The organism is Neobacillus sp. KR4-4 (assembly GCF_042136325.1).
GTDB lineage: Bacteria > Bacillota > Bacilli > Bacillales > Cytobacillaceae > Neobacillus.
In genome coordinates this window covers 243,486-266,039 of the sequence record NZ_JBHHJU010000005.1, presented here as the reverse complement: position 1 = coordinate 266,039, position 22,554 = coordinate 243,486, and the positions used below count along the sequence as shown (strand labels likewise).

At 38.0% G+C, this 22,554-nt stretch carries 26 protein-coding genes and 1 other RNA gene; 18 read left to right on the top strand and 9 right to left on the bottom strand.

All coding sequences use genetic code 11. From position 1 onward, the window contains the following. Window positions 1-61 precede the first annotated feature (61 nt). Window positions 62-994, top strand: a complete 933-nt coding sequence (rarD, locus tag ACE198_RS08005) for an EamA family transporter RarD (protein WP_098574480.1) — start codon at window positions 62-64, stop codon at window positions 992-994. Between the two features lie 54 nt (window positions 995-1,048). On the opposite strand, the gene ACE198_RS08000 is transcribed toward rarD, so the two are convergent. Then, window positions 1,049-1,852 carry an NAD kinase gene (locus ACE198_RS08000; protein ID WP_098574477.1) on the bottom strand — a complete coding sequence of 268 codons (804 nt, stop codon included), beginning with the start codon at window positions 1,850-1,852 and terminating at the stop codon, window positions 1,049-1,051. 164 nt (window positions 1,853-2,016) lie between these two features. Here ACE198_RS08000 and sppA point away from each other — a divergent pair, with 164 nt between their 5' ends. The 9 genes from sppA to ACE198_RS07955 all read left to right on the top strand — a co-directional run bounded on the left by sppA (window position 2,017) and on the right by ACE198_RS07955 (window position 9,452). Beyond that, the gene (gene sppA / locus ACE198_RS07995; RefSeq protein ID WP_375375166.1) at window positions 2,017-3,027 is read left to right on the top strand and encodes a signal peptide peptidase SppA; all 1,011 of its coding nucleotides are present in this window, start codon (window positions 2,017-2,019) and stop codon (window positions 3,025-3,027) included. Window positions 3,028-3,038: 11 nt separating this feature from the next. Beyond that, window positions 3,039-3,506, top strand: coding sequence for an RDD family protein (locus ACE198_RS07990; protein ID WP_098574472.1), 468 nt, complete (start codon window positions 3,039-3,041; stop codon window positions 3,504-3,506). A 91-nt stretch (window positions 3,507-3,597) separates the two neighbouring features. Next, complete coding sequence (locus ACE198_RS07985) at window positions 3,598-4,281, top strand: DUF2953 domain-containing protein (RefSeq protein WP_375375165.1); 684 nt, start codon at window positions 3,598-3,600, stop codon at window positions 4,279-4,281. A 17-nt stretch (window positions 4,282-4,298) separates the two neighbouring features. Next, window positions 4,299-4,775 (top strand): GerW family sporulation protein, encoded by a 477-nt coding sequence (gene ytfJ / locus ACE198_RS07980; protein ID WP_251460223.1) that lies wholly within the window; start codon window positions 4,299-4,301, stop codon window positions 4,773-4,775. Between the two features lie 182 nt (window positions 4,776-4,957). Beyond that, window positions 4,958-5,458: a thiol peroxidase gene (tpx, locus tag ACE198_RS07975; protein WP_098574463.1), complete on the top strand. Its 501-nt coding sequence runs from the start codon at window positions 4,958-4,960 to the stop codon at window positions 5,456-5,458. A gap of 115 nt (window positions 5,459-5,573) precedes the next feature. Next, window positions 5,574-6,557 (top strand): class I SAM-dependent methyltransferase, encoded by a 984-nt coding sequence (locus ACE198_RS07970; protein ID WP_375375164.1) that lies wholly within the window; start codon window positions 5,574-5,576, stop codon window positions 6,555-6,557. A gap of 234 nt (window positions 6,558-6,791) precedes the next feature. Further along, complete coding sequence (locus ACE198_RS07965; protein WP_098574458.1) at window positions 6,792-7,985, top strand: acetate kinase; 1,194 nt, start codon at window positions 6,792-6,794, stop codon at window positions 7,983-7,985. A gap of 115 nt (window positions 7,986-8,100) precedes the next feature. Further along, a complete protein-coding gene (locus ACE198_RS07960; protein ID WP_375375163.1) occupies window positions 8,101-8,943 on the top strand; it encodes an EcsC family protein in 843 nt (280 codons plus the stop codon). Continuing rightward, a complete protein-coding gene (locus ACE198_RS07955; RefSeq protein WP_375375162.1) occupies window positions 8,940-9,452 on the top strand; it encodes a MogA/MoaB family molybdenum cofactor biosynthesis protein in 513 nt (170 codons plus the stop codon). The genes ACE198_RS07960 and ACE198_RS07955 overlap by 4 nt, the downstream gene beginning before the upstream one ends. A gap of 38 nt (window positions 9,453-9,490) precedes the next feature. On the opposite strand, the gene ACE198_RS07950 is transcribed toward ACE198_RS07955, so the two are convergent. Continuing rightward, window positions 9,491-9,805, bottom strand: a complete 315-nt coding sequence (locus ACE198_RS07950; RefSeq protein ID WP_375375161.1) for a hypothetical protein — start codon at window positions 9,803-9,805, stop codon at window positions 9,491-9,493. A 128-nt stretch (window positions 9,806-9,933) separates the two neighbouring features. Continuing rightward, complete coding sequence (locus ACE198_RS07945) at window positions 9,934-10,386, bottom strand: universal stress protein (protein WP_375375160.1); 453 nt, start codon at window positions 10,384-10,386, stop codon at window positions 9,934-9,936. A 105-nt stretch (window positions 10,387-10,491) separates the two neighbouring features. On the opposite strand from ACE198_RS07945, the gene ACE198_RS07940 reads away from it, so the two are divergent. The 3 genes from ACE198_RS07940 (at window position 10,492) to ald (ending at window position 12,394) form a co-directional block, all read left to right on the top strand. After that, a complete protein-coding gene (locus ACE198_RS07940; protein WP_375375159.1) occupies window positions 10,492-10,650 on the top strand; it encodes a hypothetical protein in 159 nt (52 codons plus the stop codon). Between the two features lie 205 nt (window positions 10,651-10,855). Next, a complete protein-coding gene (locus tag ACE198_RS07935) occupies window positions 10,856-11,113 on the top strand; it encodes a spore coat protein (protein ID WP_375375178.1) in 258 nt (85 codons plus the stop codon). A gap of 162 nt (window positions 11,114-11,275) precedes the next feature. After that, window positions 11,276-12,394: an alanine dehydrogenase gene (gene ald / locus ACE198_RS07930; RefSeq protein ID WP_375375158.1), complete on the top strand. Its 1,119-nt coding sequence runs from the start codon at window positions 11,276-11,278 to the stop codon at window positions 12,392-12,394. Window positions 12,395-12,455: 61 nt separating this feature from the next. On the opposite strand, the gene ACE198_RS07925 is transcribed toward ald, so the two are convergent. From ACE198_RS07925 to ACE198_RS07915, 3 genes are all read right to left on the bottom strand, one after another. Beyond that, window positions 12,456-12,677, bottom strand: coding sequence for a hypothetical protein (locus ACE198_RS07925; RefSeq protein ID WP_375375157.1), 222 nt, complete (start codon window positions 12,675-12,677; stop codon window positions 12,456-12,458). 2 nt (window positions 12,678-12,679) lie between these two features. Continuing rightward, a non-coding RNA gene (gene ssrS, locus ACE198_RS07920) (6S RNA) lies at window positions 12,680-12,876 on the bottom strand. A gap of 56 nt (window positions 12,877-12,932) precedes the next feature. After that, on the bottom strand, window positions 12,933-14,030 hold the full coding sequence (locus ACE198_RS07915) for a M24 family metallopeptidase (RefSeq protein WP_375375156.1): 1,098 nt from the start codon (window positions 14,028-14,030) through the stop codon (window positions 12,933-12,935). Window positions 14,031-14,217: 187 nt separating this feature from the next. Between ACE198_RS07915 and ACE198_RS07910 the strand changes: the two genes are divergently transcribed. The 3 genes from ACE198_RS07910 (at window position 14,218) to ACE198_RS07900 (ending at window position 16,667) form a co-directional block, all read left to right on the top strand. After that, a complete protein-coding gene (locus ACE198_RS07910) occupies window positions 14,218-14,898 on the top strand; it encodes a metal-dependent hydrolase (RefSeq protein WP_375375155.1) in 681 nt (226 codons plus the stop codon). 83 nt (window positions 14,899-14,981) lie between these two features. Beyond that, the gene (locus ACE198_RS07905) at window positions 14,982-15,221 is read left to right on the top strand and encodes a hypothetical protein (protein ID WP_375375154.1); all 240 of its coding nucleotides are present in this window, start codon (window positions 14,982-14,984) and stop codon (window positions 15,219-15,221) included. A gap of 126 nt (window positions 15,222-15,347) precedes the next feature. Continuing rightward, on the top strand, window positions 15,348-16,667 hold the full coding sequence (locus ACE198_RS07900; RefSeq protein WP_375375153.1) for a DRTGG domain-containing protein: 1,320 nt from the start codon (window positions 15,348-15,350) through the stop codon (window positions 16,665-16,667). An 87-nt stretch (window positions 16,668-16,754) separates the two neighbouring features. Here the strand turns inward: ACE198_RS07900 and ACE198_RS07895 are convergent, their stop codons facing one another. Continuing rightward, window positions 16,755-17,066, bottom strand: a complete 312-nt coding sequence (locus tag ACE198_RS07895) for a YtpI family protein (RefSeq protein ID WP_375375152.1) — start codon at window positions 17,064-17,066, stop codon at window positions 16,755-16,757. Between the two features lie 96 nt (window positions 17,067-17,162). Between ACE198_RS07895 and ACE198_RS07890 the strand changes: the two genes are divergently transcribed. Then, window positions 17,163-18,113 (top strand): DHH family phosphoesterase, encoded by a 951-nt coding sequence (locus ACE198_RS07890; protein ID WP_375375151.1) that lies wholly within the window; start codon window positions 17,163-17,165, stop codon window positions 18,111-18,113. A gap of 36 nt (window positions 18,114-18,149) precedes the next feature. Here the strand turns inward: ACE198_RS07890 and ytrI are convergent, their stop codons facing one another. Then, window positions 18,150-18,650: a sporulation membrane protein YtrI gene (gene ytrI / locus ACE198_RS07885; RefSeq protein ID WP_144547912.1), complete on the bottom strand. Its 501-nt coding sequence runs from the start codon at window positions 18,648-18,650 to the stop codon at window positions 18,150-18,152. Further along, window positions 18,647-18,988 carry a sporulation membrane protein YtrH gene (ytrH, locus tag ACE198_RS07880; protein WP_180230121.1) on the bottom strand — a complete coding sequence of 114 codons (342 nt, stop codon included), beginning with the start codon at window positions 18,986-18,988 and terminating at the stop codon, window positions 18,647-18,649. The genes ytrI and ytrH overlap by 4 nt, the downstream gene beginning before the upstream one ends. A 151-nt stretch (window positions 18,989-19,139) precedes the next feature. On the opposite strand from ytrH, the gene dnaE reads away from it, so the two are divergent. Beyond that, a complete protein-coding gene (gene dnaE, locus ACE198_RS07875) occupies window positions 19,140-22,502 on the top strand; it encodes a DNA polymerase III subunit alpha (RefSeq protein WP_375375150.1) in 3,363 nt (1,120 codons plus the stop codon). The last annotated feature ends 52 nt before the right edge of the window (window positions 22,503-22,554 follow it).

Below are 22,554 nucleotides of genomic sequence, written 5' to 3'. Positions count from 1 at the left end.
GAAGTTTCGCGTTATAATAGAAATTATTTCGAAACTAGAAAGAATAGGGGCTCGTACACATATGAATAAGACAGAAACACAAAAAGGAGTAATACATGCCGGATTTTCTTATTTACTTTGGGGATTATTACCAATCTATTGGAAGCTTTTAGACCATGTTAATGCTAAAGAAATTTTAGCCAGTCGTGTTGTTTGGTCGTTTATTTTTATGGTCGTCATTCTTCTCCTAACCAACAAATGGGGACTTTTTCTTCAAACCATTAAAGGGTTTGCGAAAAATAAAAAACAAATGGCTGCATTGACGATTGCCTCCCTGTTAATCAGTGTGAACTGGTTCATTTATATTTGGGCGGTTAACAGCGGTCATATGATTGAAGCAAGCCTTGGATATTACATCAATCCATTAATTAGTATTTTATTAGGGATGATTGTGCTAAAAGAAAAATTGACGGTTTATCAATACGTCTCATTTATCCTAGCAGCCATTGGTGTATTAATCATTTCTATTTCCCATGGGCAGTTTCCGTGGATCGCGATTGTATTAGCTCTTTCCTTTGGATTATATGGATTAGCCAAAAAGTTAATCAATGTGGATTCTGAAGTAGGGTTAACGTTAGAAACTCTAGTGATTACACCGATTGCTGTGATTTATATAGGCTTCTTATTTCTTAATGGGTCTAATGATTTTTTAAAGGAAGGGATACAAACCGACCTTTTATTAATAGGTGCAGGGATAGCAACCGCAGTACCGCTCCTGTTTTTTGCAAAAGGCGCACAAAAGATCCCTTTATCATTATTAGGTTTTCTCCAATATATTGCACCAACATTAACCTTACTTTTAGGCGTATTTGTTTACCATGAACATTTTTCAAAAATACAGCTATTATCCTTTATGTTCATATGGTCCGCATTAACGATTTATTCTTTATCAAAAACAAAGCTATTTTCTGCACAATGGTTCCATTTACGAAAAGAAAAGGGCACTAGCATATAATGAAAAACCTTATCCGCTTTCTTGGATAAGGTTTTTTGTGAGAAATGCCTGTTTTTAAAGGAAAGACCGCTTCACTTTTTGCCAAAAGGAATTGTCTTTTAGTTTAAGAGTTTTTAACTTTTTATCACTTATTTTTATACTGATTTTCTCTACGTGACGGATGCTTAATGCTTCATTATCCATTCCCATTGTTGGATGGTCATTACCTTCAGAGATTACTTTAAGCGTAAGGGTTCTTTCACTGCCAACAATAAAGGAGGAACCTAGCGTTCGATAATTGTTGGTATTAACAGAGGCTACTTCACTCACCTGCATGCAAGGTAGAAGGGGATCAACGATCGAACCATTCACCGCTTTATTATAGCCAGTACTACCCGTTGGTGTTGCGACAATAAGTCCATCGCCGCGGAAGGTTTCTAAGTGAAGCTGGTCAATATAGACATCTACTACTAGTGTCTTAATGATTGAAGAGCGAATACTGAATTCGTTTAAGCAAGGAAACGTCCCTTGTCCATCAACTTCTACTTCAATTAACGGATAACGGCGCACCTTTACATTTTCATTGGTGACAATCGCATCAATCATTTTAGATCTATCATTAATTCGGAAATCACAATACATACTCAGGTTATCTTCGGTTGAAATCCCCGTATAAAGGCAATCCTCCCGGAAGCCAGTTTTCCTAACTGCTTGGAGAAATGTTCCATCATCCCCGACACTAGCAATGATATTTGCGTTTCGGTAATCAGTGACAATTGTAAATCCATATCGATTTGCTATTTCTACAAGCGGAGCCACTTTTGACAGCATGTCCGAATCGCGTTTGTGATAAAAGTAAATATTGCGTCTATTCTCCATATTATGTACCTCCCTAGTTAATGAGATTTTTGTAACATTATCCCCATCACAAAAATTTTCTCTAAGAAATAATGCTAGTCTGAAATTAGTTTAGCATTTTATTGAGACAATATGAAATAGGACTTGATTTTTTGAGATAAACAAAAAGGGGGACTTACGTATTTATGAATGGAAAGCGGTGGGCCGCACTAGGGATTGCAGCAGCGTTATTCTTCATCTCGGTTGTCATTAATTTTTTATCCTCTTTTGCCTTTAAAGGATGGGAATCAAATTTCACCGATTTTATGGCTTCTGCGGAACAGCCTTTTACAGAAGAGGTTGTCAATGAAGGGAATGAATTAAAGAAAATAGTGATTCTTGATGTAAATGGGGTCATCCAGGATACAGGGGAAACAGGTTCAATCCTGCAAAGCTCTAGTTTCAATCATCAGGACTTTATGAAAAAGTTAAACCATATTAAAAAAGATGATACGGTGAAGGGAATAATTATTAAAGTCAATTCCCCCGGTGGCGGAGTGGTTGAAAGTGCAGAAATTCATGATAAATTAACTGAAATCCAAAAAGAAACCAAAAAGCCAGTCTATATTTCAATGGGATCCATGGCTGCATCGGGAGGTTATTATATTTCAACAGCAGCTAAAAAGATTTATGCCAGTCCCGAGACAATGACTGGCAGTCTCGGTGTGATTATGGAAGGGGTCAATTATAAAGGGCTTGCCGATAAATATGGTGTTGATTTCGTTACGATTAAAAGTGGTAAGTATAAGGACATTATGAGTCCAACAAGAAAAATGACCGAGGAAGAACGACAGATTTTACAGTCGATGATAAATAATTCATATCAAGGATTTGTTAAAGTTATTTCAGAGGGACGAAACCTCCCAATCACGCAGGTGAAAAAAATAGCGGATGGTCGTGTCTATGATGGCCGTCAAGCCAAGGAATTGCAGTTAATTGATGGTTTTGGTTACTTAGATGATGTGGTGAAACATATGAAAAAACAAGAGAAACTTAAAGGTGCACAAGTTGTCCGTTATTCAGACTCACTTGGGCTGGGATCCTTATTTACAATGCAGGCAAAAAAATTAATGGGTAAAGATATGGAAATGGCAGGCTTGTTGAAGGTTCTATCGAGACCGAATTCTCCGCGGCTTATGTACCTGTATGCGGAATAGGGGGAGTATCCATGGAAACGAATGAGTATCAAGAATACCCGAACGACAGAAAAGATGAACTTTCCTTTCGATATGCGGGCTTCTGGATGCGCCTATGGGCTTATCTTCTTGATTTGGTGGTAGTGGGAAGTATCGTTAGGATATTGATTAAACCAGTTTTTCGAATCGTGAATTATTCTTTATCGGAATCGTCCATGTTTGCTCCAATCTCAATCATATCGGCGTTAATCTTCTACCTGTATTTCGTACTAATGACCAAGTATCTAAATCAAACGCTAGGAAAAATGGTGTTTGGATTGAAAGTAGTTGATTTAAGAAGTGACCAAATGACATGGGGGACGATTCTCTTTCGTGAATGGATTGGCCGTTTTATTTCATCAACAATTATTGTTGGATATATAATTATTGCTTTTTTACCCAAAAAGCAAGGATTGCATGATCTATTCACTGACACAACGGTCGTACATGTGGAACGGTGATCTTAAACCTATCAACATTTGTTGGTAGGTTTATTTTTTTTTGAAAAAGCAAATACTACCCGCTGAAAGGTTGTGATTGAAAGTGTTCTGGGTGCTCGTAGTTTTATCAATTCTATTGCTCTTTTTCATTCTCATTCTTTTTACTAAATTAACAATACTAATTAATTATTATCATCATAATGACAATGATGATTTAAAGATAAAATTTAAGATTTGGTTTGGATTAATAAAATATACAATTAATGTACCTTTAATAAAAGTGGATGATAATTCTCCTAGCATTGTTGTAAAAAGTAAATCTAAAATGGGGGATTCCTCAACTGAATCAACTAGCGAAGACTCCAAGCAAATCACAGCTGATGAAGTTGAAAATAATTTATCAAATGCAAAAAAATTACTGCATCATGTATTTGGGCTGCATCGGATTGTAAGGAATTTTTTTCAAAAAGTTACAATGAAAGGATTTGAGTGGAATACTTTGATAGGTTTAGGAGATGCAGCACACACAGGGACGATAACGGGTGCCATTTGGGCATTTAAAGGGAGTATCATAGGTCTTATTAGTCATTATTTAAAACTGAAGGAAATGCCAAAAATAACAGTGACTCCACATTTTCAGGCAGCCGTAATTCAAACAAGACTTACATGTATTATTCAGTTTCGTATCGGGCATGCTATTCTAGCAGGATTAAAACTGTTTATATTCTGGAGGGGCGGACTTCCGCACTTTAAAAAGAAAACAAATTTTGCAAATGATAAAACAAAATCCATTTGAAAAAGGAGGAAACAGCCATGTCTGACCATCCAATTCAAGGTTTGATGACAACTGCAATGGAAAGCCTTAAAGAAATGATTGATGTGAATACGATCATTGGTGATCCTGTTGAAACCCCTGATGGTAGTGTTATTCTGACTGTGTCAAAAGTAGGTTTTGGATTTGCCGCAGGTGGTAGTGAATTTAAGCTTGAGGGGTCTCAAAGTCAAGGGCAAGGTCAAAGTCAAAGTCAAAGTTCATCCCATCCATTTGGCGGCGGGAGCGGGGGCGGGGTCTCGATTACCCCAATTGCCTTTTTAATTGTCAACTCTCATGGCGTAAAAATGCTGCATTTGGATGAAAGCACTCATTTGTATGAAAAAATATTAGAGCTGGCACCTCAGGCGATAGATAAAATTCAGCAAATGTTCTCAAAAAAGGACCAAGGCCAACAGCAAAATAGTTTGCAAGGTTTGAAAAACGAGCACAAACCAAAAGAAGAACTTGAATTATAGCAGAAAAGGTTAATCTTCCGGAAGATGAGGAAGGTTAACTTTTTTCATGCAATATGTGAAAATTCAAAAGCTTATTAATTGCAAATCAGATTTTGAAAAGATATATTTACACTGTACATATTTGAAGGGAAGCGGTTTTCTATTATCCGCTAGAACTTGAACATGACAAAGGAGGATGTAAAATGGCAAATGTAACATTTAAAGGGAATCCAATTACACTTTTAGGCAATGAAGTAAAGGTAGGGGACAAAGCACCTAACTTTACTGTATTGGCAAATGATTTGTCAGAAGTTACCTTAGAAAGTACCAAAGGTCAAGTACGTTTAATTACCTCTGTCCCTTCATTGGATACGGGTGTTTGTGATGCGGAAACACGTCGTTTTAATGAAGAAGCAAACAGTTTAGGTAACGTGAAAATATTAACGGTAAGTGTTGACTTACCATTTGCACAAAAACGCTGGTGTGCTGCTAGTGGAATTGAAAATGTGCAAACACTATCTGATCATCGTGATCTCTCATTTGGTGAAGCATTTGGTGTTGCTATCCAAGAATTAAGACTGTTGGCTCGTGCCGTATTTGTTGTTGATTCTAACGATACAGTTACATATGTTGAATATGTAAGTGAAGCAACCAACCACCCGAACTACGAAGCAGCACTTGAAGCAGCTAAAGCAGCTAAATAATATAATGATTTAAAAGGCCTCTGTGTATTGCAGGGCCTTTTTCTATGCTTAAAACTTGTATAATATGTCGATACTCATTAAAATGAATAAGGAAATTAATGAGGGTGGGGATCAAATGAGAGTTTCTCCAGTAGAACAACTGTTTACGTTATTTAATGAAACTGCACTTCTTCTGCAGGAAGAATTAAATTGTACATATTTAGAGGCACTCGCTGAGACAGGAGAGAATTTATTCCAAGGATCAATCCTGCAAGATGAGGTCAGCGAACTAACAGAAAAAAGAATGAAGAAACAATATGAACAGATTCATTTAGAAAAGTTTTCAAACGATGAAATTCGGAAAGCTTTTCAGCTGGCTATTTTAAAAGGGATGAACGATAGTGTTCAACCGAACCATCAAATGACACCTGATTCTGTTGGGATACTTATTGGCTATTTAGTTGAAAGATTTATGAAACAGTCAAACTTCCGCTTGCTTGATCCAGCAGTGGGGACGGGAAATTTGCTAACAACTGTTTTAAATCATCTTCAAAGAAAAATTGATTCTGTCGGCGTTGAGATTGATGACCTTCTTATAAAGCTTGCCTATGTTAATGCAAATTTACAAGCTCATCCTATTCAACTCTTCAATCAAGACAGTCTTGAACCGATGTTTATTGATCCTGTTGATGCAGTAATCGCAGATTTGCCCGTAGGCTTTTATCCAAATGATGTCAGAGCTGCAGATTATCAAGTCAGTGTAAGTGAAGGGCATACTTACTCTCATCATCTATTCATGGAACAAAGTGTCCGTCATACAGTGCCAGGCGGGTATTTATTCTTTCTTATTCCAAATGGATTATTTGAAAGTGACCAAGCACCACAATTACATGAATTTTTTAAAAAGCATGTGATTGTTCAAGGATTACTCCAATTACCAATAAGCATGTTTAAAAATAAAAATACAGCGAAAAGTATCATTATCTTGCAAAAAAAAGGAGAAGGTGTAATTCCTCCTAAGCAAGCATTACTGGTTGAATTACCAAATCTTTCAAGTGCTGTAGAGATGGACAAAATACTATTCAAAATGGATAAATGGTTTCAAGAAAACAAAGGATGAACCGAGATTATTCTCTAGGTTCATCCTTTTTTTAATATTGTAAAATAAGAAATATCAGAATACATTTTCATTTGTAATGTAACCGCTGCCACGAGAAATTTGCCTTGAAATAAACTATACACAATGATTCAATTAAGGATGGAAATAATCAAGAGTGGTTTGAGCAAAATAATGTTGTACTACTCAAAAAAAAATGCCAAACCAGTGTTGTTATATAAAAGGAGCGGTAACAATATGTCAAAAATTATTGCAATTAATGCGGGGAGTTCTTCCTTGAAGTTTCAATTGTTTGAAATGCCAAGTGAAGATGTCATTACAAAAGGATTAATTGAAAGAATCGGTTTAAATGATTCAATTTTTAATATAACGGTTAATGGTGAAAAAATCCAAGAAATAATTGATATTCCTGATCATGAAGTAGCTGTAAAAATGCTACTAGATAAATTAACAACTCTAGGTATTATCAAATCCTTAAATGAAATTGTTGGAATGGGACACCGTGTGGTCCATGGTGGAGAAACATTTAATGATTCTGCGCTCATTACTGACGAAGTAATAAAGAAAATTGATGAATTATCTGAACTTGCGCCATTGCATAACCCAGCCAATCTAACAGGAATTAAGGCATTCATGAGCGTACTTCCTAATGTTCCAGCAGTAGCTGTATTTGATACGGCATTCCACCAAACGATGCCGGACAGCTCTTACCTATACAGCTTACCAATGGAGTACTACGAAAAGTATGGTATTCGTAAGTATGGTTTCCATGGAACTTCTCATAAATATGTTTCTCAACGTGCAGCAGAACTTCTTGGGCGACCTGTTGAACAATTGCGTCTAATTTCTTGTCACTTAGGAAACGGTGCAAGTATTGCAGCAATTGAAGGCGGTATGTCCATTGACACATCTATGGGCTTTACACCACTTGCCGGGGTGACCATGGGTACTCGTTCAGGTAATATTGACCCAGCATTGATCCCATATATTATGGAAAAAACCAATCAAACAGCTGAAGAAGTACTTGATGTCCTTAATAAAAAGAGTGGTATGCTAGCCATGTCCGGTTTCTCAAGTGATTTACGTGATATTGAAATCGAAGCGAAAAAAGGCAATGAGCGTGCGAAACTTGCCTTGGATGTTTTTGCTAATCGAATTCATAAATACATCGGTTCTTATGCTTCACGAATGAACGGTGTCGATGCAATTATTTTCACAGCAGGAATTGGGGAAAATAGTGACACAATTAGGGAAAATGTTTTAAGAGGTCTAGAATTTATGGGTGTTTATTGGGATCCAGCTCTTAACAAAGTTAGAGGCGAAGAAGCATTTATTAACTACCCACACTCACCAGTAAAAGTCTTAATCATCCCAACAAACGAAGAAGTAATGATTGCCCGCGACGTTATACGTCTTGGTAACATTCATTAATTGATAATATTAAAAGGCAAAAGCTAGGGCATAGCTTTTGTCTTTTGTCTTTTTATCAAGGTAATTCTTTATGATATACTTGAAAAAGAAAGCCTTGCACTGGGAGGAATCAAACATGCCATTAACAGACCGTGAAGCAATGGTCTTGAATGAAATACAGGAATGGGAAAGAAATTTATTTGAATTCGAGCCGAATGATTTCCAATTAACCTATGAAAAATTTCTGCAGCAATCATTCTCATTATTGCCTGAAAAGGTTCAAAGCCAATTCTTTTCAGTGATCGATAGCTGGCTGTTTCATTTACATAGCATGATCCAAGGTTCTCAGCTGCAAATGGATGCAAAGGAGAGAATTCTTTCATCGGGGCGAATCTTTTATAAGGATCTAGAAGAAATTGCAGATCTAAAAAAATTAAGCATTGAACAATTACAATATATTGCTGAGCAGCAAATTGCCCGTCATCGTTTTTATTCCTTTGCGCAAGGGGGATTAGCTGGGACTGGTGGTCCACTGCTATTAAGCACAGATATACCAGCGATAGCAGTAATTAATTTAAGGGTTGTCCAATTAATAGCGATGACTTACGGGGTGGAAGTGAATACCCCATTTGAAATGATGACCTCTCTGAAGGTCTTTCACACGGCTACACTACCTCCAAGACTGCAAAGAGCAGGCTGGACCTCGCTGATGGAAGAATTAGAGGCGCAGGAAGACTATTATTTTTATGAAGGAAATGAAGAAATAACTGATATCACCTGGCTTGAACAACCAGTTCAACAACTTATGAAAGCGCTGGTCATTTCGCTGTTCAGAAAAAAAACGATTCAAGGAATACCGCTTGTCAGCATGGCCATTGGTGCTGGTGCAAATTATCAGTTAACTAGAAAAGTAACGGATGTGGCACATAAATATTATCAACTACGTTACCTACGAGAAAAAGAGGAGTTAATGGGATGAGTACTCAAGAACATAAAAAGGCCGCACCTAGAATAGTTAATTGCAAAGTTATAACGGTTAGTGATACGAGAACAAAGGAAACAGATAAAAGTGGAAAGTTAATGATGGAATTACTTGAACATGCAGGACACAAGATTGTTGATTACGTCATTGTAAAAGATGAAGCTGAGCCCATCCAAGATGAAATCGTAAAAGGATGTGCAATGGAAGAAATTGATGTCATTATAACAAATGGCGGAACGGGGATTGCCAAGCGGGACGTAACGATTGAAACGGTAGAAAAATTACTTGATAAAGAGATTGTCGGTTTTGGTGAAATATTCCGGATGTTGAGTTTCCAAGAAGATATTGGTTCGGCAGCTATTCTTTCTAGGGCTATTGCTGGTGTGGTAAAAAATAAAGCAGTATTCTCTACCCCTGGCTCCACAGGTGCCGTGAAGCTCGCCATGAATAAATTAATTCTGCCTGAACTAGGGCATGTAGTTAGAGAGATACAAAAAGACCTCTAAATAGAGAAAACTCCCTTTTTCGATGGAAAGGGAGTTTTCTATTGATGGGCTTTTGTTGAAAGCACTTCGTTTGCTCGGTACCATAGCCATAAATCATTAATATTGGAAGCGAGTTCTGCGATTTCCGTGTTCAGTTGACATGAACGTGGAAAATTACTTTCATTGGAGAGAAGTGTTTGTTTCAAATTAATTTCAGTTTCAAGTTCACTAATCCGGTCAGGGATCGAACCGCGGACTTGTTCCCAGTAAAAGAGAATCTTTTGTTGTGTTTCCTCGTTGTATTGGTCCCATTCCAAAGTTAATTCGGGTACTGGAATACCAAGACGATGATCAAAAGAAAAATATTCTTTCATACGATTGCCTCCAATCCGACTGACTACTTTTTATTTTACTATAGATTTACCACCCATTCACTACAAATCTAAGTTTAATATTTGTAAAGAAAGCACGAAGCTTAAAATCAGCTGCGTGCTTTCGACTCTTAGGCGATATCTTTTTCTGTGCGAACTACGAGTACGTCACAATGTGCATAACGAATAATATGTTCAGAAACGCTGCCGATTATAAACCTCTCAACAACATTTAATCCAGTTGCACCGCAGATAATCAAATCCACTTCGTGTTTTTTAGCTAAATCTTTTGGGATACGTATTTTTGGAGAACCATAATCAATTTCATATTGCACTTTAGTTAAGCCTGCATCCTCGGCTTGCTTGCGGTAATTTTCAAGCATATCTTTTGCAGCCTTTTCCGCTCGATCTCCAACGACCGTGTCATAAGCCTCAATTAATGCAAATGTTCTAGTGTCAATAACGTGGACTAATAATAGGGCGGCATCATTTCTCTTGGCTATTTCAATCCCTTTTTTAAAAGCCCAATCAGCCTCTTTTGAACCATCAATAGCGACTAAAATATTTCTATATTTAAGTCCCATGATTAATCATCTCCTTACTTAAATTATACATTATTTAACAAGGAATAACTGTTGCAACTTTTCGAACAATATAGAGGTAACCTCAATGGAAAGGAGAATTGAATGATGGGTAAAAATGAACAAAACAAAAAGTTTTTGTTTGAGTTTAATGAGCATGGTGCCAATGAAGTTAGCCAGCTAATTTTGGACTCATATAACAGTGGATTTATTGGCGAAGGTACAGCGATTGCTGATAGTGATGATTTTGCAGGAACCGAGAATTAATGTAATGTCGTACGGACTGTCCTTATATGGGATAGTTCTTTTTTTATGGACAAATGTCTTGGAATTTTCGAAATCAAGGGCAAATACCCAAGAATATGCATTTACTTATGCATATTCTTTAGTGTGTCTATTAATAAAAATGAGGAGGAGAAACATGAGCACAGAAATGTATGGAATGCCTAATAACGTAGATGTGAACTATAATATGGTAGATCCTGCGGATGAAAGGATACATGGATTCCACGGAGGATTTGGCCACTTTGGCGGTTTTGGCCGTCCGGGCTTTGGATTTGGTCGCCCTGGCTTTGGATTTGGCCGCCCAGGATTTGGTTTTGGTGGATTTGGCTTTGGGGTCCCATTCTTAACTGGTTTAGCAGCAGGTGCTTTATTAACTCCAGGTTGGGGATACGGATATCCTTACTACCCGCCATACCCATACCCATATTATCCTTGGTATTATTAAAAAAAAGGGCTTTGCCATTTTGGCAAAGCTTTTGCATTAGTTTTTGTCGAAATCTAATGTTCCTTCGTTAATGTTACGAAGTTACATCTTCCTTTGGAAAAAGGTTATAATTAAATTGTCTTGGTTAATTTTACTAATTTGAATTTATTTGGAGGTAAGTACATGCGGATCGGAGTACCTAAAGAAATCAAAAATAATGAAAACCGTGTAGCCATGACACCAGCCGGAGTAATCAACCTGGTTAAATTTGGTCATGAGGTTTTTATTGAAAATGGAGCTGGGCTTGGATCTGGTTTTTTAAATGAGGATTATGAATCAGCAGGTGCAAAACTTGTAGATTCAGCAGAAGAAGCATGGTCCATGGAAATGGTGATGAAGGTGAAAGAACCGCTTCCAAGCGAATATAAATACTTTCGTGAAGGATTAATATTATTTACATATTTACATCTTGCGCCTGAACCAGAATTAACGAAGGCGTTAATTGATCAAAAAGTAATAGGTATCGCCTATGAAACGGTGCAGCTGCCAAATAGAAGCTTACCATTGTTAACGCCGATGAGTGAGGTAGCTGGCAGAATGGCACCACAAATAGGTGCCCAATTCCTTGAAAAAGTTCATGGGGGGATGGGAATTCTTTTATCTGGTGTCCCGGGGGTCCAAAGAGGAACTGTTACCATTATCGGCGGAGGTGTGGCCGGAACGAATGCGGCTAAAATGGCGATTGGATTAGGAGCTAAAGTGACTATTATTGATTTAAATCCAGATCGTCTTCGTCAATTAGATGATATTTTTGGCTCAGAAGTGACGACCCTTATGTCCAATCCTTATAATCTCGCTGAAGCAGTGAAGGATTCGGATTTGGTGATTGGTGCCGTTCTTATTCCTGGAGCAAAAGCCCCGAAACTCGTAACGGAAGCAATGATTCAATCGATGAAACCAGGTAGTGTTGTTGTGGATATTGCGATCGATCAGGGAGGGATTTTTGAAACCACTGACCGGATTACCACGCACGACAATCCAACCTATGTGAAACATGATGTTGTTCATTACGCTGTTGCAAACATGCCGGGGGCGGTCCCAAGAACTTCTACCATTGCCTTGACAAATGTAACGGTCCCTTATGCCGTGCAAATTGCCAACAAAGGATACAAACAAGCTTGTCTCAGCAATGAAGCATTGTTAAAAGGAATCAACACACTGGGCGGCTACGTAACCTATCAGGCAGTCGCAGAAGCACACGGGCTGGAATTCTTAGATACAAAAACATTGCTAGAAAAATAATAATTTTACAAGGGAGGAGGGACAGGATGTTCCTCTTCTACTTTTTATAGGCTGTGTTAAACTAGTCTGTTGATTTCCGTTCCAGGCACTTCGCTTTCCGCGGGCGTGCCGGGGAGCCTCCTCGTCGCTGCGCTCCTGCGGGGTCTCCCCTGCCCCGTACTCCCGCAGGAGTCTTCGTACCTTCCACTCCAATCAACAGGGTGCCAAAATCAACAATAACCTTTACCCCAGCCTTTTTATAAAATAAAAACCAGCTCCTAAAAGGAACTGGTTTAAAATACATACTATGTAGCCGCATTTGCCGTATTAATATAAGAAAGTTTTAAACCACCACTCCTCAAAGTGGGTGTTCTCAGAAACCCTTCCTGCATGTCCTCCAAGTCTTATAGACAGAGGCTTGTCATTCCAGCTCCAATGGTTAAACTCCCTTTTACAGCTTAAAGGTTAAAACTTTATTATGACTACGAACAACGCAGCTTGTATTAGTATAATATATCAATTCTGCTTAAATTTCAATGTAAAAAAATTACAAATGAAATTATTTTATGATCTGCAAGTCTTTAGGGAACTTTGTAAGAACTTTTGCCCCGTCTGCAGTAATATATATGTCATCTTCTATCCGAACACCGGCCACATTTGGTACATAGATACCTGGCTCAATCGTGTAGATCATACCTTCCTCAATAATGAGTGGGTTTGTTTCTGTCAATGATGGATACTCGTGGACGCTAATTCCGAGCCCATGACCGAGTCTATGTGGAAAATATTCTCCATAGCCCGCATCAGAAATAATTCGACGGGCAGTCAGGTCTACTTCTGCAGCTGTTACTCCTGGCTTGCTTACTTCAATTGCAGCCAGCTGAGCTTTTAATACAGTGTCATAGATGTCTTTTTGCTTGTCATCAATGTCCCCGTAAGCAACAGTTCTAGTGATATCCGAACAATACCTATCAACAACCACACCCAAATCAAATAAGACAAGATCTCCTTTTTGAATTTTCGTCTCTCCTGGATTTCCATGTGGAGAAGCGGCATTAGCTCCGGCAAGAACCATAGTTGAAAACGACATTTCGGTAACGCCCTTTTGTTTTAAGGCGTACTCTAAAGCATTTAGTATTTCCAGCTCTGTTTTGCCTTCCTTAATTTCACTAGCTCCGAATTCAACGGCGAAATCAGCAAGAGCACATGCTTCTTCAATAATTTTTAATTCCTTGGCGTCTTTAATCATTCGAAGCATGCGCAATTTTTCTTCAGCAGAAACAAAGGCTGCTTGTGGGAATAATTTTGAGAGGTGTTCATAGCGTTCTACATTCATATGTGCTTTTTCAATAGCTGCTTTTGATACACTCTTTATTCTATTATTAATAGAATTTAAAATCATTTCCCATGGGTTTTCGATATCACTATAACCTAGAATTTCATGGTCCCAGCCTGAACGTTTGGCATCGGGCACTTCCATTGCAGGGCAGACAAGGAATGGCTCTTCCGTTTGAAAGACTGCAAGTGCGAGCAGCCGTTCATGTGGATTGGTGTAATATCCGCTTAAATAAAATACATTCTCTGAAGAGGTTAGAAAACTAACTTCTATATCGTTTTCCCTCATCCATGATTGAAGTTTAGTTAATCGTTGATTCATGTTAACTCCCCCTATGTAATTCATATCCTATTTGAGAGTATCAATTAAAACATGAAAAGTAAACTTTCGATACATTTAGGTCTACCTGCTTAATTTCGATAATCTAGGATTATACTAGAGATTATGGAAGGAATTCCATTCATTGTATGGAAATAAGTAAAGGAAGAAAATGAGGGGAGCGAATGTGATGAAAATATCATATCACGGACATTCAGTAGTTCAAATTCAAACAAATGGAAAAAACATTATAATTGACCCATTTATTAATGGGAATCAATTAACAGACTTGAAAGTGGATGAAACAAGCCCTGATGTCATTATCTTATCACATGGACACAACGACCATGTCGGGGATACGGTCGAGTTAGCAAAGAAAAATAATGCTCTTGTTGTGGCCAACCATGAACTTTCCACTTACCTAAGCTGGCAGGGAGTGAACACCCATGGCATGCATATTGGCGGAGCCCATCAATTTGAGTTCGGCAAAGTTAAATTAACGCAAGCTTTTCACGGTTCAAGCTATACAACGGAAAATAATGAAATCATTTATTGTGGCATGCCTGCTGGGATTTTATTTATGAATGAGGGAAAAACCATTTATCACGCTGGAGATACCGGATTATTTTCAGATATGAAACTAATTGGTGACCGCCATCCGATTGACGTAGCGTTCCTGCCAATAGGTGATAATTTTACCATGGGTCCTGAAGATGCAGCATATGCTGCAAAACTGCTAAGAGCTAAAACAGTTGTACCAATTCACTTTAATACATTCCCGCCAATTAAACAGGATCCTTTCAAGTTTATAGAAAAGCTGGAAGATAAAAACGGAAAAGTACTCCAACCCGGTGAAGCAATTGAATTTTAAATGTTCTAGGTAAATTACATACTTTTTTCGCTCCCCTATGCATAAATATGGAACAAGCAGTCTTTATAGGGGAGGAAATGAAGATGAAAAAGAACAGATATTTACTTTGCCTGTTACTCTGTGGCTTCTTGCTTTATTATGGAGTCCCGCGCATATCCATTTATGCCGATGGTGCCGAAGGGATATTTTCAGTAGCCTGGCTTGTATTTGCGTTAATGGTCATTGCCGGAAATCTAACTGGTTTGCTTTATAGCCCAAAAAGGCAGGGTCAAAAACCTCATGTCGAGCGACGAGTAAAGAGGAAATCCAGATCCTTTCATTGATAATTAACGGCAATGTGAGAATCCGCATTGAATCAAGGCTTTTAACACTCTATAATAAAATTTATACGTAATCCGGATTATTCGTAACTGAATGATTGGAACTTGACTATAAAAAGGGTGAAGGTCTTGGCCACAAAGCATGAACAAATTTTACAATATATAGATGGACTCCCAATTGGGGAAAAAATATCTGTCAGGCAAATTGCTAAGGCGATGACTGTAAGTGAAGGTACTGCCTACCGCGCGATTAAGGAAGCGGAAAATAAAGGATATGTTAGTACCATCGAACGCGTTGGAACGATTAGAATCGAACGGAAGAAGAAAGAAAACATTGAAAAGCTGACTTTTGCAGAAGTAGTAAACATTGTTGATGGACAGGTGTTAGGCGGAAGAACAGGGTTGCACAAAACATTAAGTAAGTTTGTGATTGGTGCGATGAAATTAGAAGCCATGATGCGCTATACGGAAGCTGGAAACCTGTTAATTGTTGGAAATCGAACGCAGGCACATGAACTAGCCTTAAAAGCAGGAGCCGCTGTACTCATTACCGGTGGATTCGATGCGGAAGAACATATTAAGAAACTAGCAGATAAACTCGAAATACCGGTGATCTCAACTAGCTATGATACGTTTACGGTTGCAACAATGATTAACCGGGCGATTTATGACCAATTGATTAAAAAAGAAATAATACTGGTTGAAGATATTCTAACGCCTCTTGTCGATACTTTTTATCTCAAAACCACGGATAAGGTGTCCAGATGGCACGAATTTAATCAACAAACTGCTCACAGTCGCTATCCTGTTGTCGATCAGAATATGAAAATACAAGGGATGGTTACAAGCAAAGATATTTTAGGTCAAGGTATGGATACTACTATCGATAAGATTATGACCAAACACCCAATGTCTGTTAATGGGAAAACAAGTGTGGCCTCAACAGCGCATACAATGGTCTGGGAAGGAATTGAAGTTCTTCCTGTTACGGATGATGCTAACCGGCTAGAGGGGATCATCAGCAGGCAGGACGTATTAAAGGCCTTACAAATGAACCAACGGCAGCCACAGGTGGGAGAAACCATTGATGATATCGTTACCAACCAAATGGCATTAATTCAGGGTAAAGCTAAAGGAGAAGAGGTTTACTCTTGTGAAGTAACACCACAAATGACTAATCAACTGGGAACTATTTCATATGGCGTTTTTACTACGATCGTCTCAGATGCTGCCAATCGAGTGTTACGATCATATAAAAAAGGTGACCTTGTTGTTGAAAATATGACCATTTACTTTATTAAACCAGTTCAGATGGAAAGTACATTAGAAATATATCCAAAAGTCCTTGAAGTAGGGCGCAAATTTGGAAAAGTGGATGTTGAGGTTTTCAATGAAGGCGTATTAGTCGGGAAAGCGATGATGATGTGTCAACTGCTAGATCGAAGTTAGAAAGAAAAGCGGAAGTTACTTGGCACTGGATCTAGATAGTTATCGAAATAAACAAAGCCGCTTCAAAGAGAAGCGGCTTCAGACTTTTTATTTTTGTAATTCAAAATTCTTTGCTTCCTCGATTGCGAAAGGAAGGTAATGTTTGTATTTTTTGAAACCAATCCAGCTGAATATAGCTCCATAAACAATAAAAACTGCGGCAACAATATACATAACCGTTGTTTCGGAAATAAATAACATGTGATTAATTCCGAATAAAGAGACAAAAAGACCTAATGCAATATTTGATTTAGCCGCAAGCCATTTCTTTTCTACTAAACGGTTGCTTCTGATGTATTTTGTTTTATAAAATAGGTAGAAAGCAAAGAGTATAGCAATTAATATAACAAGTACAAACATATTATTTCCTCCAAGCATAGAAAATCTTCTATTATTGTACCTGTAAAAACAAAAAAATACCACCATGGTTTATGAGTTGGTAAAGGAGAAGCGCCCATGATTGAGCAAATATTAGCAGAGATTGAAAAATATGAAACCATAATAATTCACCGTCACGTCCGTCCAGACCCGGATGCATATGGTTCACAAGGCGGCTTGGCAGCTATTTTACAAGAATCCTTTCCGGATAAAAAGATTTATGCTGTTGGTATAGAAGAACCAACTCTTCATTACATGCGCAGGCTGGATGTGATTGAAGATGAAGTTTACAATGGGGCATTAGTAATCGTTTGTGATACTGCAAATGAGGAAAGAATTTGTGACAAACGCTACACACTTGGTGATAAATTAATAAAAATTGATCACCACCCAAATGAAGACCCATATGGTGATTTACTATGGGTGGATACAAGTGCCAGCTCATGCAGTGAAATGATTTATGAATTTTATCTAAAGGGACAAGCCAAAGGGCTAAAAATGAACGATTCAGCAGCTAGACTACTATACGCTGGAATAGTCGGCGATACGGGCAGATTTCTATTCCCGAGTACAACAGAAAAAACGCTGGGCTATGCTGGAGAATTGATCCATTATAATTTTTCTCGTACCGAGTTATTTGACAAGATGTATGAATTAGATCTCAATATCGTTAAATTAAACGGATATATACTTCAAAATTTTGAACTTCAGGAAAACGGTGTTGCATCTGTTAAATTAACAAAAGAACTTCTCAAAGAATACAATGCAAAACCAGCAGAAGCATCACTGCTTGTCGGAATATTAGGGAATGTAAAAGGGATTAAGGCATGGGTATTCTTTATTGAGGAAGACGAACAAATAAGAGTCCGGCTGCGTTCCAAAGGCCCAGTTATTAATGTAGTTGCAAGAAAGTTCAAAGGAGGAGGACATCCACTAGCTTCCGGAGCCTCCATCTATTCGTGGAACGAAGTAGACGATGTATTAAAAGCACTTGGTGAAGTTTGTGAAACCTATTCTTTAAGCAAATAGAAAAAATCGGCCCTCGTAGAAGGGGCCGATTTCTTATTATTCAAATTGAATCTCTAATTGAATGGATAGATTTGTAAAAAAAGCCATTTCTTTAACTTTGAGTTTATACCTTTTATCATTTATTTTTACGGGTTTATTTTCAATAATCTTTTTCAGAAGGTCCTTACTTTTATAGACGGTTTCAATATCTTTTGCTAGCATCATACTAATATCATCTTTCACTGAGTCTTCTGTCTCTAAAACACTTAATGAATCAAGTTTATACTTTTCCCAGTTTGTAATTCGAATATTGATTTTCTGTACCGTCAGCTGTTCGATATTCCGTTTGTTGATTTCTTTATATTCTTCTTGCCAAATTTTTTTCTCCTCGTTTAAGTCCACAATCTCCTGGGCTTGTTTCCGAATTAATTCGGTGTTCTCTTCCTGCCAGACTCCGTAAATATATAAAAAAATGCACCAGCTTATAGCGCCCCCGACGGCCATTCCTGCAAAAAAACGCTGCCAGGCAGGTTTTCGATATAATGGCGGAATTCTCATGATGAGATATGCTCCTGTGTTAACCAATTAATGATAAGGGCTCCAGTCTGGGCACCACCTAAGGCGGAGAGGATTAATAAAAACTGTTTAAAAAGATCCTTTGTATCGGCGTTAAATAAACCTCTTTCAAATGTATAAACCGCGTCGAACGTTCCACCTATAGCGGATACAATGGCCCAGATTCTTAGAGCTGAAGATAAGCGATAAACAGTTGTCAGCGGAGGCTGCCCGGTTAGGAATGAAGCAATTCCCCCTATAAGTGATCCGCCGAGTACGACTCCCAAGGCAATAAAGTAGCTTTCAATAAAAGCAGGAAAAAAACCAATCTCTTTCATCATGTCAACCGCCTCTACACATAGTCAATACCCAATACTCATGTATATGGACAATCATGTGTAAATATGTTTTTTAGAATGAGAACATATTTTCCTTTTTTTGAATTAAGTTTTATAATAGAGGGAGAGATTTTCGAATTAAGGGGGTGACAATATGTCTTTTATTCACCTGCATGTATATAGTGCCTATAGTTTATTATCAAGTACGGCATCAGTCCCGGATTTAATAAAAAATGCACAGTCAAAAGGATTTTCTGCCATTGCTTTAACGGACAGGAACGTCATGTACGGAACCATTGAATTTTATAAATTGTGCCAAAAAAATAATATGAAACCTATTATTGGATTAACAGTGGATGTGGAAAGTGAGTACACCTCTAATGAATCCTTTCCACTAGTCTTACTCGCTGAAAATGATTCTGGTTATAGAAATCTTTTAAAGATATCAAGTACCGTTCAAACGAAAACGGATCATGGAATCCCTTTGAAATGGCTGAAACATTATTCAGATGGTCTCATTGCGCTTACTCCTGGTCTCGAAGGAGAAATTGAGCAGTTGCTCATTAATGGCAACGAGGAAAGGGCTAAAGAACTAATTAGAAAACTAGATTCCATTTTTGGCAAGAATAGCTTTTTCCTAGCAATTCAAAATCACCAACTCGAACAAGAATCAAAAATGAGAAATATGCTTACTAGTTTGTCCAAAGAAATGAATGTCCCGATTGCAGCCACAAATCAGGTCCATTATTTAGAAAAAGAAGATATGTTTGCCCATGAGTGTTTGTTAGCCATAAAAAATGGTGATAAATTGCAAGATGACCACAGAGAAAAGTTAGAAAACGATCAGTTCTATTTAAAAACTGCAAGTGAAATGGTCGATTGTTTTTCAGATTTCCCCGAAGCATTAGAAAACACAATCCGAATTGCTAACAGATGTCAATTTAACATTGAGTTAAATAAAACCTACTTACCTGCATTTCCAACGGAAAAAGGGATTCCTGCTGAGGACTACCTTGAAATGTTGTGCAAACAGGGATTAAGTGACCGTTTTTCCTCGCCTTCACAGGAACATTTTGAACGGTTGTCCTATGAATTAGGGGTCATTAAACGGATGAAGTTTAGCAATTATTTTTTAATTGTTTGGGATTTTATGAAATACGCACGTGAGAATGGGATTTTAACTGGACCTGGGAGGGGTTCAGCAGCGGGTTCATTGGTGGCCTATGTTTTATACATTACAGATGTGGATCCACTAAAGCATAATCTACTTTTTGAGAGGTTTTTAAATCCTGAACGAATTTCTATGCCGGATATAGATATTGATTTTCCAGACCATCGCCGTGATGAAGTGATTAACTATGTTGCTGGAAAATACGGTGAACTGCATGTCGCACAGATCGTTACGTTTGGAACGCTTGCAGCCAAGGCAGTACTTAGAGATATTGGCAAGGTATTCGGGTTAAATTCCAAGGAGCTTGAACATGTATCAAGGATGATCCCGTCACGATTAGGAATTGACCTTAAAGGTGCCTATAAAGAATCAGAAGCCCTAAGAAAGTTTATTAATGAAAGTCCTATGAATAAACGCCTATTTGAAACGGCTTTAAAACTAGAAGGACTGCCGCGTCATACTTCCACACATGCAGCTGGTGTAGTCATAAGTGAGAAGCCGCTCATTGATTTAATCCCCATCCAACGAGGGTCTAACCATGTTTTTCTAACACAATTTTCAATGGAACATCTGGAGGAAATCGGCCTCTTAAAGATGGACTTTCTAGGCTTGCGGAACCTTACATTGATTGATTCAATTGTATCCTCAATCACACGTAAAACAGGTAAGAAAATAAATATAGGTTCGATACCATTAGATGACACATTGACTTTTGCGCTATTAGCCAAAGGTGAAACAACGGGTGTATTTCAGCTGGAGTCAGAAGGAATGCGCAAGGTTTTAACACGTCTTAAGCCTTCCCGATTTGAAGATATTGTTGCAGTCAATGCCTTATACCGCCCAGGACCAATGGAAAATATCCCGCTCTTTATTGATAGGAAACACGGTATTCAAAAAGTTGACTATCCACACCCTGATTTACGGCCAATCCTTGAGAATACATATGGTGTTATTGTCTACCAAGAACAAATTATCCAAATAGCTTCAAAAATGGCTGGATTCTCACTTGGTGAAGCCGATTTATTAAGACGGGCAGTTGGAAAAAAGAAAAAGGATATTCTTGATCAAGAGCGCAGCCATTTTGTTCAAGGAGCCCTAAAAAAAGGATATGAACATACCTTAGCTAATGATATCTATGATTTAATCGTTCGCTTTGCTAACTATGGCTTTAATCGAAGTCATGCCGTTGCCTATAGTATGATCGCCTATCAATTAGCATATTTAAAAGCAAATTATCCGGTTTATTTTATGGCTGGTCTGCTTACCTCGGCAATAGGAAACGACACGAAAATAGCACAATACGTGATGGAGACGAAACAAAAAGAAATCACAGTCCTGCCGCCATCCATCAACTATAGCGGGTACTCCTTTCAAGTGGAACAAGAGGGAATCCGTTTTAGCCTGGCAGCGATAAAAAGTGTGGGGGCTGCTGCCTTAAAAGAAATCTTTCAGGCCAGGAAAAAGAAAAAGTTTGTTGACTTATTTGATTTTTGTATTCGGGTATCTACTAAAGCCATCAATCGAAAGACGCTCGAGTTCCTGGTTCACTCTGGCTGCTTCGACGAATTTGGTGAAGATCGTGCTGTATTGCTTGCTAGTTTAGATGTGGCGATGGAACATGCACAAATATTTAAACCAGCTGACAATAACCAATTTGATTTGTTTGAAGATGAATTCATGCCAAAGCCGAAATACCTGCAAGTGGATCCAATCAGCCAGGAGAATAAGCTGACATTTGAAAAAGAGGCCCTTGGTTTTTATCTTTCTGACCATCCGGTATCTATTTACCAAGAGCAGCTGAAACGAAGTGGTGCACAATCCTTATTTGGAATAACTCATAAGAACCAGCGGGTCGCTTCTGGAGTATATATCACCTCAATGAAATCAATTCGCACCAAAAAAGGTGATTCAATGGCCTTTTTAACGATCAGTGATTCAAGCGGTGAAATGGAAGCCGTCGCCTTTCCTAATGTATACAAGAAATATTCGCACCTATTAGGACATGGGAAGTTTACATTGATCGAGGGGAAAATCGAAGAACGTGATGGGAAACAGCAATTTATCATTCAACACGTTTTTCATATAGAAGAGTGGCTAAAAACAAAAACAAGTAAACAATCAGTATTATATTTGAAAATAATAGAGGAAAAACAAGATGACAAATTACTTTTCAAAATTCACCAGCTCATTAAAGAAAACCAAGGAACTGCATCCGTCATTTTACACTATGAAAAAAGCCGCAAAACAATAAAGTTAGGTGAAGAAAATAATATCAATCCAACCTTTGAATTATTGCAATTATTAAGAGGGATGCTTGGCCCGAAAAATGTCGTCCTGAAGGAATAATTCTTTACAACTATCACAGATATGTTATAGTGATAATGAGACAAGTGTGGTC